The sequence below is a fragment of the Staphylococcus sp. CWZ226 genome, assembly GCF_018986355.1.
Taxonomy (GTDB): Bacteria; Bacillota; Bacilli; order Staphylococcales; family Staphylococcaceae; genus Staphylococcus; species Staphylococcus simulans.
Window position 1 is genome coordinate 26328 of the sequence record NZ_JAHMSB010000013.1, and the last position, 13738, is coordinate 40065.

A 13738-nucleotide genomic window follows, 5' to 3' on the forward strand; every position below is an offset into this window, starting at 1 on the left:
TTATTTACCTCCAAATTCCCATTGTTCTTTTGTATAAGCCATATTAAAGAAGTTTCGTTCATGTACTGTACTTTGTAGATAATTCTCTCTGACTTCTTGTCTCTCTGTATCTGTCATATGTTTTGTTAACTCATTCATTAATTGGTTTAAAACATCGATTAATGCATCCATTTCTGTTTGATAGAATTCAAACCATTTTTTCAATATAGAAGATTGATTTAATCTGTCATCCTGCATTGCGCGTTTTGCAACTTCTGCATAGACATAAGGACAAGGTGCCATTGCCGCAATCGCATATGCAGCATTTTCATGGGCATAAACGTTGTAATACATATGTTTAATATAATGGTCACCACTTGGCGGCCACACTTTTTGTTGTACGATTTCGTGATACGGTTCATCCACGTATTCTGCCATGAATTCATGTGCTTCCACTTCACCATTCACAATGAATTGAATTTGATCAACTAGAAATCGAACACTTTCTAAATTCGGCATTTTAGGAATTAATAAAGCATAGATATTCGCAAACTCTCTTAAATACGAGGCATCTGCACGTAAATATTGTCTAATTGACTCTTTATCTATATTCCCTTTTAACAATGCTTGAATGAAATTATCATCATAAATTTGATCAATAATCGGTTGTGCATCTCTTTCAAGTGTTTCAGCAAAAGTCACTTTTATTCCTCCAATAAAAAAACTGCATTCCAACCTAGGAGTGCAGTTTCAGTATTTTTGCATCATGCATACTATGTATCTACTTTCCTACGTTGGTCTTAACCAAATCAGGTTTAAAGGGTCTAGTTTCCTATCTCAGCCAAAAGGCGCCCCTAGCAGTTTTTATTTAATTTATTTACATACTAAACATATCAAAGCCCTTTCATACTTGCAATGAATCTGTTTTCATAAAAAAAGCCGAGACCTCAGTCTCGACTTGAATTTTAACTATTTAACATTAATAACCCCAAGCACTTAATCCTTGTACGTTATATGCATGTACAGCTGAATTGATTTGATCTTGAACTGTTGCTGTAGAACCATGACCAGGCATTGTTTGGAATAAACCGCTGGCACCTGATGGATTGTACGCATTAACTTGTCCATTTGATTCACGTGCAATGATGTTTTCCCATACTGATGCAGATACGCCTGTACGAGCTTCCATTTGTGCTGCTGCGTATGCACCTGTTGAACCTGCAGTATTACCGTTAGCTAATCTTACTGAACCTGAACCATAAGATGCATATGATGGTGCACTGTATGATGCTTGTGGTGCGTTATAAGATTGTTGTGGTGCTGTATATGATGATTGTGACGCATTGTTTGATTGCGCTTGGTTATAATTATTGTATGATACTTGTTGCGTATTGTATGCATAGTGGCTGTCTGATTGTACAGCTGTTTGTGTTGTCGCAACTTTTTTAGGTTCTTTAACTTTTAAACTTTCATCTACTAAGATTAAGTCAGATTTTTTATCGTTCCATTTTTTTAATTCTTTAACTTTAACGTCGAATTTTTTAGCGATTTTATTTAAAGTGTCACCTTTAACTACAGTATATTCACCTTTTTCATTTAGATACTTTTCAGCGTCTTTTACTTTCTTCGCATGTTCAGCTTTTGATGATGATTTTGCTTGTACGTCTTGAGTTCCAATTCCTGTTGCCAATACTGCTGCAGCAGCTGTCACCGCTGTCGATGCTACTAGTAATTTCTTCATGTAAAATATGTCCTCCCATAAGGTGTTTGTATTAAATCATTTATTTGATGTCTTTATAATAGCATCTATCCTAATAACATAGGTTACAACAATATATATTTCTTGTGTCTTTCTTTACATACATATTACAAAAGGCAGGTTACCTCCTAAATTGGAGATAACCTGCCTGATAGATTTTTAACTATTTATTTATAATCAGTTAACTGAATTATGCAGTAACCCAGTGACCTGCACCTGCGCCACCGTCATATAATTTAACAGCTGCTGCGTCTTGTACGCTTTCTGGTGCTGATGCTGGTGATTTACCTACCCATTCAGCTGGTGCTACTGAATCCCAAGTTGATTGTAAGAATTGGAATTTACCTGCTGCACCTGATGATGGGTTGATTGCGTGGATGTCGCCACCTGATTCACGTTGTGCAATTGCACGTAAGTGATCATTTAAACCAGCTGATGAACCAGTGCTTGCTGATTGTTGTGGAGCAGCTTGTTGAGCTTGTGGTGCTGCTTGTTGTGCTGGTGCTTGTTGAGTTGTTGCTTCTTGTGCTTGTGGTGCTGCTTGCTCAACTACTGGAGCTTGTTGAGCTGCTGGTGCTTGTTGAGTTGTAGTTTGAGCTGCTGGTGCGTTACCGCCTGCTTGACCATAGCTCCAGCTCCAATATTGACCGTCTGATTCAAAGTTGAAGTCTAAACCATTATATTCAAAGTTAATATTATAAGCGCCTTCTTGTACAGGGCTTTCGTTTAATTGTTCAGGATTGTTTAATGCTGTTTCTGCTAATTGTGCTTGATCTGCATTTCCTTGTTCAGATGCGTGAGCTTCTGCTCCTACTCCTACTGCGAATAATGCTGCTGTTGCTGATGAAGCTACTAATAATTTTTTCATTTCTAAAAATCCTCCTATAAGGTAATTGTTTTTTCGTGTGATTAATATCATCAATTTGCAATTACAACTATATCATCTGAAATCAGGGTGTAGGTTACAACCAAATAAAAAAATACAGCTTAATTTTACGTGTAAATTACATTAAAATAAAATAGTTAGGTATCTTACTATCACTTCAAATCCTATTAATATCACATTCTAACTGAATTTTGACTCTTAACCTATGTAACATTTATGTAATCTTTCAGATAATTAAAGGGTTATTTTACCCTTTACATCGGCTAAAATTTCTAGAAAAAACCGCAATAAAACATGGTTTTTTCTCTGTCAAACGTCTTTTTATAAAAAAAGACCCTGCATAAAGTGAAATTTATGCAAAGTCTTGGTGAGTATTAGTATATTTAAAGAGTTTTTTATGGATTAAGTTGAAAGTACAAAATTGAAAATGGAGCAATCCAAGCATCTTTCGCAGTAAAAGCTATGCGTTGGACTAAATAGAGTTTAAAAATAGAGTTTGGAATAGATTATAGGAATCTTCCTATAATAGAAAGAAGGATAATTCTAACATCATAATGAATTACTTTTAATTAACGAGAGGACAGCATGATACTTTGAACAGGATAGAGATGAATACATCATGCTGGTTGTTGCAATTTGATTTTGGGAGATATGCAGTTAAGCATATATAATGTCAATGGATAACTTGGTAGTTAGAGATGAATGGCGTCGAAGGACGGGCTTCCTTCATATTCACCCATCAAAGTGTCCGTTTGTGCATGGTGTGATGAGAATTGACAACTTGAATTGTCATTCGGATGCGAGATAAATTTGATTGTTTCTACAACCAGCTCCATACCGAAATGTGTTTGATTATCTTTTTCATATTTGTAGGAATGCATATAGCCAGTAATACCGACAAGCGATCCTTTTTGTGTATAGCTGGCAATATTTCGGGCAATCTTGCCAAAAGCCTTACAATTAATAAAGTCTACAGATTGTTTGTTCTGGCCTTGATAGTTATAATGACGTTCTGTCGCAACACTAAAGTATACAATGTCTGATTCCTCCTTTGCTGTCAATTGAGGTTGTTTCGTCAATCTTCCTACAATAACGATTTTATTAAGCATTTTGTCACCTCCTTGGTTACTATCATATTCAGATTGATACATATCGTCAAAACACAAATTAAGAGAAATTTTATAGTTGATTGGTTAATTTTCTGTACTATCTCTCAAATATTTTTATCTTTTACGCTATACTAGAATCAGAAAGAAAAAATTTGCAGATTTTAAAAAGATTGGAGTGACTTCAATTGAAAACATTTAAAGCAGTCAGATTCCAAATTGTCACTGAACACGGTGGCGTTATAGAATATGAACTCTATGATGGTGTAATTATCAATAAAGAACAAAGCGGCACCGGCTGGTTGTTAGAAATTGTAATCTCCAGTAACCACTACGATATTATGAAAGAATATATGGATGATGAAACATTATTAGATATACGTGTTGTGATTACACGTCCTTCTAATGATCCTGCATTATTCGATGCAACGATTAAAAATATTTCATTATACGATAATGAGCGTATGTCTATTATTTTTGATTGCCACGTCTATACATTAAGACAAGTTTATGCTGAAAATTTATTAGCACAGCTTGTAGATGATGGATTATCTGGTGAAGAATTGAAGACTTCATTCAACCGTATGATGCAATCAAAACCACGTTTAAAAGACGAAAAAAGAGAAGATTAAAAAAAGACTGAGACAATATAGATGAATTAAAGCAATGCTTTATATCTATTGTCTCAGTCTTTTTATATCAGCTTATACATCTTGGATTGCGAATGTTAATTCACAGCTACATGCCAATTGACCATCAACAGTTGCTTTCGCAGTGCCTTTACCAATTGGTCCACGCATTTTAGTAATTTCAACTTCTAACTGTAATGTATCACCAGGTACAACTTGTCTTTTGAAACGACATTTATCAATACCAGCGAATAATGCGATTTTACCTTTGTTTTGTTCACTGTTTAAAATCGCAACTGCACCAGTTTGTGCTAATGCTTCAGTAATCAACACGCCTGGCATAACCGCGTATTCTGGGAAATGACCTTGGAAGAATGGTTCATTACCTGATACTTGTTTAATAGCCACACAACGTTGACCTTCTTCATACTCAACAACTTTATCAATTAATAAAAAAGGTTGGCGGTGTGGGATAATGTTTTTAATTTGGTTATAGTCAAAAATTGTTTCCATGTTACTAGCCTCCAAAAATTTGCTTGAAATGATACCAAGTCTGGTATTCAAATATATTAAGCGGATTTTGATGATTCAATATAAAACCGATACACATACCGATGAAAAACATCAAAAGCATCATAAGCATAACGATGAGTATGTGAAAACCAATCGGTAATTTTATCACTTTAAAATAAAAGCGTTTAATCATCTTAATCCCCTACTTACTTATTTATTAACACGCTCAATATCAGCACCTAAAGCTTTAAGTTTACCGTTAAAGTTTACGTAACCTCTATCTAAGTGTTGTAATTCTGAAACTTCAGTAGTACCTTCAGCCACTAAACCGGCTAAAATCAATGCTGCTGCAGCGCGTAAATCAGTTGCTTTCACTTGTGCGCCTTGTAAATGGCTTTTACCTGTAATTTTTGCATTGCGTCCTTCAACCGTAATTTGAGCATTCATTCGTTTGAATTCAGCAACATGCATAAAGCGATTTTCAAAGACAGTTTCTGTAATGACTTTATGTCCTTCAGCTGTTAACAATAACGCCATCATTTGTGATTGCATATCTGTAGGGAATCCTGGGTGTGGTAATGTTTTGATATCTACTGGTTGCAATTCACCTTCTGCAGATACTCGGATACCTTTATCTTCATATGATAAGTTGACACCCATTTCTTCTAGTTTATACAACAAGCTTGTTAAATGTTCTTTAATTGCACCTTTAACTAAAACATCGCCTCTTGTAATAGCGCCTGCTACAAGTAATGTACCAGCTTCAATACGATCTGGGATAATCGCATGTTCTACACCATGTAAAGCTTCGACACCATGAATCGTAATTGTATCTGTTCCTGCACCAGTTACATTACCGCCCATTTCGTTGATGTAGTTTGCTAGGTCAACGATTTCTGGTTCACGTGCAACATTCTCGATAACAGATTTACCTTTTGCTAATGAAGCCGCCATGATGATATTTTGTGTAGCACCTACACTTGGGAAATCTAAGTGAATCTCTGCACCTGTTAAACCATTTGCAGTTTCTGCAAAGACAAAGCCGTTTTCTAAATGAATTTTGGCACCTAGTGCTTCAAATCCTTTGATATGTTGTTCAATCGGTCTGCTTCCGATAGAGCAACCGCCTGGTAAAGCTACTTTTGCATGACCTAAACGTGCAAGCAATGGACCCATGACTAAAATACTCGCACGCATTTTACTGACATATTCATAAGGTGCTTCTGAATTCAATTGTTTCGTCGCATCAACTGTCACGCTGTTATCCTCTTTATGATACTCAATTTCAGCATTAAGCGTTGAAAGTACATTATTAATCGTTTCAACATCGCTTAACTCAGGCACATTATGTAATGTACTCGCTCCCTTTGAAGCTAACAATGATGCAGTTAAAATTGGCAATACTGCATTTTTTGCTCCCTCAACTTGTACTTCTCCTACTAGACGATTTCCGCCTTTAATAATCATTCTATCTCTATTCATTACTACTCCTCCACTTTTTAACTCCTGAACATCTTCAATTTAAAAATTTCTCATCTCTTCTATTACCTATTATTATATATGGAAAAACATTTGAATTACACTCAAACGATTAGCGGCCAAGATATTTAAGTTGCGTTGAAAATTGCAATAAATCTATGATGAAATTACTAACTCCTGTTCCGATTAAAATCGCAAGAAATATAATCAATACTTGTACTTGGACAGGATAACCCTTTTTAAAGAATTGATCCAACCTAATCGCATTCAATGCCCAATATGCGACACAGATACAAAGCACATGCATAATCAAATGCGCAATCGCAAATTGCCCTAAATATTCCATGATCTTTGTCGTCTCCTCAATTGTTTACTGTCTCATATTGTACATGAAAATAGAGTAAAATCATACATTCTTACTTAGAAATTCAAAATCCTAATATCTGTTCACTCATATGTTTACCCTAAAATTTGACATTAAAAAATAGGATATACCTCAAAGTGAGATATATCCTATACTTTATGGTTGTTATTATTTCATTTCCGAAACTTTAATGCGGTTTTCCGCACGTTCTAAAGCTCGTTCTGCTCTGTTAATGTCAGTATCTTCGTCATTGTTATTCAAATGTGATTCTGCTCTTTCTTTAGCCGATTTAGCACGTCTGATATCAATATCTTCAGCTTTTTCTGCTGTTTGTACAATAATTGATGTGCTTTCATGTCTGATTTCAACGAAACCATCACTGACCGCAATGAAATCAATCCCATCTGTATAATTTACTTTAACATAACCTGTTTTAATTGCTGTAACAGTTGGTAAATGGCCGGCCATTACACCAATGTCGCCTCCAACTGTCTGCAGAATCGCAATTTCAACATCATCTTGGTTATAAACAGAACCATTAGGAGTAACAATATTAACGTTCATTGTGTTCATTAAACTTTACCTCCTAATATTATACTTCAACACCCATGTCTTTAGCTTTTTCTAATACATCGTCCATGCTGCCGACTAAACGGAATGCATCTTCAGGGATGTGGTCGTATTTACCTTCAAGAATGTCCTTGAAGTCTTCAACTGTACGCTTAACAGGTACGTATGAACCTTTTTGACCAGTGAATTGTTCTGCAACGTGGAAGTTTTGAGATAAGAAGAATTGAATACGTCTTGCGCGTTCAACTGTGCTCTTATCTTCATCAGATAATTCATCCATACCTAAGATTGCGATGATATCTTGTAATTCTCTGTATTTTTGTAATGTTGATTGTACACGACGAGCAACATCATAGTGTTCTTGACCAACGATGCTTGGTTCAAGCGCACGTGAAGTTGACGCTAATGGGTCAACGGCTGGGTAGATACCCATTTCTGTTAATTTACGCTCTAAGTTAGTTGTTGAGTCTAAGTGAGCGAAAGCTGTTGCTGGCGCTGGGTCAGTATAGTCATCGGCAGGTACGAATACCGCTTGGATAGATGTGATAGAACCTTTCATTGTAGAAGTGATACGTTCTTGTAATTGACCCATTTCTGTTGCCAATGTTGGTTGGTAACCAACGGCTGATGGCATACGGCCAAGCAATGCTGATACCTCAGAACCTGCTTGTGTGAAGCGGAAAATGTTATCGATGAATAAAAGAACGTCTTGTCCTTTAACATCACGGAAGTATTCAGCCATTGTTAAACCTGATAAAGCTACACGCATACGTGCACCAGGTGGTTCGTTCATTTGTCCGAATACCATCGCTGTTTTCTTGATAACACCACTGTCGCTCATTTCGAAGTACAAGTCGTTACCTTCACGTGTACGTTCACCAACACCTGCGAATACTGAAATACCGCCGTGTTCTTGAGCGATGTTATTAATTAATTCTTGGATTAATACAGTTTTACCTACTCCGGCACCACCGAATAAACCAACTTTACCACCTTTGATATATGGTGCTAATAAGTCTACTACTTTGATACCAGTTTCAAGTAGTTCAACTTTTGTTGATAATTCATCAAATTTAGGTGGTTGTCTATGAATTGGTTCACGTGGAACTGATTCAGAAATCGGTCCATCATTATCGATTGGATCACCTAAAACGTTAAATACTCTTCCTAACGTATCTTCACCGACAGGTACACTGATTGGACGACCAGTGTCTTTAACGTCGTCACCACGTTTAATTCCGTCTGTAGAGTCCATGGCGATAGTTCTAACTACGTCGTCGCCTAATTCAAGTGCTACTTCTAATGTAAGAGATTCAGTCGTGCCATCTTTCTTAGGTACATCTAGCACTAATGCGTTATTAATCTTAGGCAGTTCATCATGATTGAATCTTACGTCAATAACTGGACCCATGATTTGTGTTACGCGGCCTACACCCATTCTTTTTTCCTCCTTTAATATACTATTCAAGAGCTGTTGCGCCACCGACAATCTCAGTAATTTGTTGTGTGATTGCTGCTTGACGTGCTCGGTTATATTCTAATGATAAATCGTCAATAAGGTCGCTCGCATTATCAGAAGCATTCTTCATGGCAGTCATTCTAGATGCGTGCTCGCTGGCTTTCGCATTCAGAATTGAGCCGTAAATTAAGCTTTCTACATATTGCGGCAAAATAATATTTAAAATTGATTCTTTATCTGGTTCGAATTCATATGAAGACATTTGTCCATGTCCTGAACTTGTATCTTCTTCTGCTAATGGTAATACTCTTCTTGCAGTTGGCGTATTTTCAAGAACGTTGACGAATTTGTTGTAGTAAATTTCCAACTCATCAATATCACCGTTGCTATATAAATCGATTGCTTTCTTCGTTACAGAAGAAATATCTTTGTATGACGGTTGATCTGGAACATCCGGCAATGCAAAGTCTACTTCATAGTCTCTGTTTTTGAAGAAATCAATACCTACTTTACCAAGAACGAGTAATTTATAATCGCTCTGACTTTCACCACGCGCTTCGATATCTTGTACCACTTTCTTCAAGATATTTGCGTTATATGCACCAGCTAATCCACGATCACTTGAAATAACTAAGTAACCACGTTTTTTAACCGGACGTTTCTTCAGCATCGGATGATTAGAAGTCGTTTGGCCTGCAACTGCTGTAATCGCATTTTGCATTTTTTCCATATAAGGTTTGAACTGGTTCGTGTTACGTTGTGCTCTGTTGAGCTTAGAACTCGCTACCATGTTCATCGCTTTGGTAATTTGATTCATTTTTTTCGTCGACTTGATTCTTGAATCAATATCCTTTAGAGATCCCATTATTTCACCACCTTATTTATACTTCGCTTCATCTTACTCTTCAGAAATACTGAAACTGCGTTTGAAGTTTTCAATTGCGCTGTTCATTTTTTCTTTGTCAGGTAAAGTACCTTTTGTTTTGATTTCATCTAAGATTTCTGGCGCATTGTTTTTAGTCCAGCTGATGATTTCTGCTTCAAAACGTTGAACGTCTTGAACTGGGATATCATCTAAGAAGCCATTAACTAATGCGTAGATGATTAATACTTCGTTTTGAACTGGTAATGGTTCGCCTTGTCCTTGTTTAAGAACTTCAACTGTACGTTTACCACGTTCTAATTTTCTTGCTGTGAATTCATCTAAGTCTGAACCGAATTGCGCGAATGATTCTAACTCACGGTATGAAGCTAAGTCTAAACGTAAAGTACCCGCAACTTTTTTCATTGCTTTAATTTGCGCTGAACCACCTACACGAGATACTGAGAATCCGGCGTTGATCGCTGGACGTACCCCTGAGAAGAACAAGTCTGATTCTAAGAAGATTTGTCCATCAGTGATTGAGATTACGTTTGTTGGAACATAAGCAGAGATATCTCCGGCTTGTGTTTCAATGATAGGTAATGCAGTAATTGAACCGCCACCTAATTCATCATTCAATTTAGCTGCACGTTCTAATAATCTACTATGTAGATAGAAAACGTCACCTGGGTATGCTTCACGACCTGGTGGTCTGCGAAGTAATAATGAAAGTTCACGGTAAGCTGCTGCTTGTTTAGTTAAATCATCATAAACGATTAACACTTGTTTACCGTCGAACATGAATTCTTCACCCATTGCTACACCTGCATATGGCGCAATGTATAATAATGGAGCTGGGTCAGCTGCTGATGCAGTTACAACGATTGTGTAATCTAAAGCACCATGCTGTCTTAATTTTTCTACAGTCGCACGTACTGTTGATTCTTTTTGACCAATTGCTACATAGATACAAATCATGTCTTGATCCGCTTGGTTCAAGATTGTATCGATTGCAATTGTTGTTTTACCAGTTTGACGGTCACCGATGATTAACTCACGTTGACCACGACCGATTGGTACTAATGCGTCAATCGCTTTAATACCTGTTTGTAATGGTTCGTCAACTGATTTTCTTGCCATAACGCCTGTTGCTTTTTCTTCAACTGGGCGTGTTTTATTTGTTTCAATTGGACCTTGTCCATCAAGTGGTTGACCTAATGGATTCACGACACGACCGATTAATTCTTCACCTACAGGCACCTCCATGATACGTCCTGTACGTTTAACTTCGTCGCCTTCTTTAATGTCAGTGTATGGTCCTAAAATTACAATACCGACGTTAGATTCTTCTAAGTTTTGAGCTAGTCCAAGCACACCATTATGGAATTCTACTAACTCACCAGCCATAACGTCGTTTAATCCGTGAACTAATGCAATACCGTCACCAATCTGAATTACTGTACCAACATCAGTAACAGACATCTCTGACTCATAATTTTCAATTTGTGAGCGAAGTAATGCACTAATCTCTTCAGCTTTTATGGCCATCTATGTCACTCCTCTATAATTATTATTTCGTTCTAGTAAATCTTCTCTCTAAGTTAATAAGATCATTTTGAATACTGCCGTCATATACTTTAGTTCCTACAGTTGTTCTCAAACCGCCGATGAGTGCTGGATTGATTTCATTTGTAAGAATGACTCTTTCAAGTCCTGTACGTTGAATTAAAGACTCCCCTACTTTGTCCAGTTCTTCTGGAGAAAGCTCATATACAGACTCAACCGTTGCAAAGTCTTGATTATAGTGTTGATTGTATAAACCTTGGAATGCTCTGAATACTTCAGAGATAATCGCAAGATTTCGATTTTCAGCTAAGACATATAACATGTTTTTTAAGTATTCATTGATATCTTGGAATGTTGCATCAACAAAAGCTTTGCGGTTTTGTGCAATATTCTTTGGATCTTCATCGAAAGATTTTAATTTCTCTTTATAAGGAATTACTGCTTCATCAATAACAGCAAATTCATCGTACATTAAATCTAAAACATCTTTATCGAGTGACGTTTCATACAGTGCTTGGGCATATTTTTTAGCAACATCTGCCATTATTTATCCCCTACCTCTTTAATGTACTTGTCGATCAAGTCTTTTTGATCTTGTTCTGAGATATCTTTTTGTAAAATTTTAGATGCAATCAGAACTGATAGTTTAGAAACTTCATCGTTGATTTCAGAGATTGCACGTTCTTTTTGGCTGTTGATTTCACTTTGTGCAGTTTCAATCATGCCGTTTGCACGGACGTTAGCTTCATGAATGATTTGTTCATGTTGGTCACGCGCTTGAACTTTTGCTTCTTCTAAGATTTTTTGAACCTCTTCTTGAGTTTCTCTTAGTGTTTGTCTATTTCGTTCTTCTAATTTTTGAGCATTAATTTTAGCTTGTTCTGCATCATCGATATCCTTGTTGATATCGCGTTCACGTTTATCCATGACTTGTTTCAATGGACCCCATGCGAACTTTTTAAGCAATGCTAAAAGGATTAAGAAAGTAATTAATGTTACTAATGCTGAACCCCATTCAACACCGCCGCCTGCAGCACCTAAAACTAATGTGTTTGTAGTCGCAGTCACAGTACTTGGACACTCCTTTCATTCAAAGTCCTCTATTGGCTCTTACGATAGTTGTTTACGAAAGAAATGGCGAGAGTCGATGTGAGACTTCGCCGTTAGTATCGATGTATAAATTACATGAATAAGACGATGAATGTGATAACAAGGCCAAGGATAGGTAATGCCTCAACTAAACCGATACCGATGAACATGATTGACATTAATTGTCCACGTGCTTCTGGTTGACGTGCTACACCTTCAACTGTTCTAGATACAATAAGACCGTTACCAATACCTGCACCAAGTGCTGATAAACCAATTGCGATTGCCGCTGCGATTAAATTCATATTAAAAAATCCTCCTAAATATTTTTATAAAATTTTAATGTGGAAAAACTAGTGGTCGTCCGCAACTTTGTGGGACATGTATACCATGGATAACATGATAAAGATATACGCTTGGATCGTACCGATAAAAATCGAGAATGCTTGCCAAGCAATTAAGCCTGGAATACCGATAATCCAACCCCAAGCTGCATGGCCTATGATTAAAGTAGATAATAAGCCGATTAAAATTTCACCAGCGTAAATATTACCGTATAAACGTAGACCGAGCGTCAATGTATTTGTAAATTCTTCAAATATATTGACAGGTGTTAACGCTAAGAAAGGCTGAGCATAATTTTTAAAGTAACCTTTCGCTCCGCGCAACTTGATACCGTAGTAATGTGTCAACAGAATCATTAACATTGCCAACGTCAGAGTAACTGTGGCATCAGCTGTCGGAGATTTCCACCATAGCGTATGGTCGATGACTATCGCAAATGGCAGACCCAACATGTTACCGATAAAGATAAACATAATTAATGTTACTGCCAAGAAGTGGAATTGACCGCCATGTCTCCATGCAAGGTTACTCTCGATGATGCCTCTAACAAAGTCAAAGACCCATTCGATGAAGTTCTGTTTGCCAGTCGGTCGTTTCTGTAAGTTACGTGTACAAGCTATGGCTATTGCTAAAACAATAATTGCTGTAATAATTACCATTAAAATACTAGCCAAGTTGAATTTGATATCTAAACCAAATAGCTCCCATGTAACTACAGGGCTTTTATGTTGCATATAATACTCACCTCTTTCATTCGTTGATTTGTATTACATTTTGTGAAGAAATGGTCGAAAAATGATTAATAAGTATGAAATCATTAAACCAATCATTACACCAATAATATTCACTTGGTTTTTGAAATAAACCCAGATAATACAAGCAGCAAGTGCCACTAAAAAGCGCCATATCCCACCTGTAGATATCTGAGACGTTTCTTGTTTCTGCGCCTGAGATAAATATAATTCAAAGATGTATGTATTGATCAAGGAACCAAATGAACCGATGATAAGACCAATAATGAAAGGCTTTGGTATAAAAATTGCTATTACAACCAAGGCTAACAACCAATAAATGTAATATTGAAGATATTGCTTAAAAATTAAGTTGAACTGTTTCATTTATTGTGCCTCAT

18 protein-coding genes and 1 riboswitch are annotated in these 13738 nt (G+C 36.6%); of the genes, 1 reads left to right on the forward strand and 17 read right to left on the reverse strand.

Annotated features, from left to right (window positions below; translation table 11 throughout):
• The 4 genes from tenA to KRR19_RS10225 form a co-directional block, all read right to left on the reverse strand.
• Complete coding sequence (tenA, locus tag KRR19_RS10210) at positions 1–681, reverse strand: thiaminase II (RefSeq protein ID WP_156667026.1); 681 nt, start codon at positions 679–681, stop codon at positions 1–3.
• 67 nt (positions 682–748) lie between these two features.
• Positions 749–845: riboswitch (TPP riboswitch) on the reverse strand.
• Between the two features lie 113 nt (positions 846–958).
• Entirely contained in the window at positions 959–1720 is a 762-nt protein-coding gene (locus tag KRR19_RS12360; protein WP_367875029.1) for a LysM peptidoglycan-binding domain-containing protein, read from the reverse strand.
• Positions 1721–1928: 208 nt separating this feature from the next.
• Positions 1929–2606, reverse strand: coding sequence for a transglycosylase family protein (locus tag KRR19_RS10220; protein ID WP_216733615.1), 678 nt, complete (start codon positions 2604–2606; stop codon positions 1929–1931).
• Positions 2607–3316: 710 nt separating this feature from the next.
• Positions 3317–3733 carry a single-stranded DNA-binding protein gene (locus KRR19_RS10225; protein WP_002481776.1) on the reverse strand — a complete coding sequence of 139 codons (417 nt, stop codon included), beginning with the start codon at positions 3731–3733 and terminating at the stop codon, positions 3317–3319.
• Positions 3734–3918: 185 nt separating this feature from the next.
• On the opposite strand from KRR19_RS10225, the gene KRR19_RS10230 reads away from it, so the two are divergent.
• A complete protein-coding gene (locus tag KRR19_RS10230) occupies positions 3919–4362 on the forward strand; it encodes a YwpF family protein (protein WP_002481777.1) in 444 nt (147 codons plus the stop codon).
• Positions 4363–4434: 72 nt separating this feature from the next.
• On the opposite strand, the gene fabZ is transcribed toward KRR19_RS10230, so the two are convergent.
• The 13 genes from fabZ to KRR19_RS10295 all read right to left on the reverse strand — a co-directional run bounded on the left by fabZ (position 4435) and on the right by KRR19_RS10295 (position 13724).
• Complete coding sequence (fabZ, locus tag KRR19_RS10235; RefSeq protein WP_002481778.1) at positions 4435–4872, reverse strand: 3-hydroxyacyl-ACP dehydratase FabZ; 438 nt, start codon at positions 4870–4872, stop codon at positions 4435–4437.
• A gap of 4 nt (positions 4873–4876) precedes the next feature.
• The gene (locus KRR19_RS12365; RefSeq protein ID WP_002481779.1) at positions 4877–5065 is read right to left on the reverse strand and encodes a DNA-directed RNA polymerase subunit beta; all 189 of its coding nucleotides are present in this window, start codon (positions 5063–5065) and stop codon (positions 4877–4879) included.
• 17 nt (positions 5066–5082) lie between these two features.
• Complete coding sequence (gene murA / locus KRR19_RS10245) at positions 5083–6354, reverse strand: UDP-N-acetylglucosamine 1-carboxyvinyltransferase (RefSeq protein ID WP_002481780.1); 1272 nt, start codon at positions 6352–6354, stop codon at positions 5083–5085.
• A 109-nt stretch (positions 6355–6463) separates the two neighbouring features.
• Positions 6464–6697, reverse strand: coding sequence for a DUF1146 family protein (locus KRR19_RS10250; RefSeq protein WP_002481781.1), 234 nt, complete (start codon positions 6695–6697; stop codon positions 6464–6466).
• Positions 6698–6883: 186 nt separating this feature from the next.
• Entirely contained in the window at positions 6884–7288 is a 405-nt protein-coding gene (locus KRR19_RS10255; protein WP_002481782.1) for a F0F1 ATP synthase subunit epsilon, read from the reverse strand.
• Between the two features lie 19 nt (positions 7289–7307).
• Complete coding sequence (gene atpD / locus KRR19_RS10260; protein WP_002481783.1) at positions 7308–8723, reverse strand: F0F1 ATP synthase subunit beta; 1416 nt, start codon at positions 8721–8723, stop codon at positions 7308–7310.
• A 22-nt stretch (positions 8724–8745) separates the two neighbouring features.
• Entirely contained in the window at positions 8746–9609 is an 864-nt protein-coding gene (gene atpG / locus KRR19_RS10265; protein WP_002481784.1) for an ATP synthase F1 subunit gamma, read from the reverse strand.
• 33 nt (positions 9610–9642) lie between these two features.
• Positions 9643–11154, reverse strand: coding sequence for a F0F1 ATP synthase subunit alpha (atpA, locus tag KRR19_RS10270; protein WP_002481785.1), 1512 nt, complete (start codon positions 11152–11154; stop codon positions 9643–9645).
• 22 nt (positions 11155–11176) lie between these two features.
• Entirely contained in the window at positions 11177–11716 is a 540-nt protein-coding gene (locus KRR19_RS10275; RefSeq protein ID WP_002481786.1) for a F0F1 ATP synthase subunit delta, read from the reverse strand.
• Positions 11716–12240 carry a F0F1 ATP synthase subunit B gene (locus tag KRR19_RS10280; protein ID WP_002481787.1) on the reverse strand — a complete coding sequence of 175 codons (525 nt, stop codon included), beginning with the start codon at positions 12238–12240 and terminating at the stop codon, positions 11716–11718. The genes KRR19_RS10275 and KRR19_RS10280 overlap by 1 nt, the downstream gene beginning before the upstream one ends.
• Before the next feature lie 113 nt (positions 12241–12353).
• Positions 12354–12566: a F0F1 ATP synthase subunit C gene (gene atpE / locus KRR19_RS10285; RefSeq protein ID WP_002481788.1), complete on the reverse strand. Its 213-nt coding sequence runs from the start codon at positions 12564–12566 to the stop codon at positions 12354–12356.
• Positions 12567–12614: 48 nt separating this feature from the next.
• Entirely contained in the window at positions 12615–13340 is a 726-nt protein-coding gene (gene atpB / locus KRR19_RS10290; RefSeq protein WP_002481789.1) for a F0F1 ATP synthase subunit A, read from the reverse strand.
• 33 nt (positions 13341–13373) lie between these two features.
• A complete protein-coding gene (locus KRR19_RS10295) occupies positions 13374–13724 on the reverse strand; it encodes an ATP synthase subunit I (RefSeq protein WP_002481790.1) in 351 nt (116 codons plus the stop codon).
• Between the last annotated feature and the right edge of the window lie 14 nt (positions 13725–13738).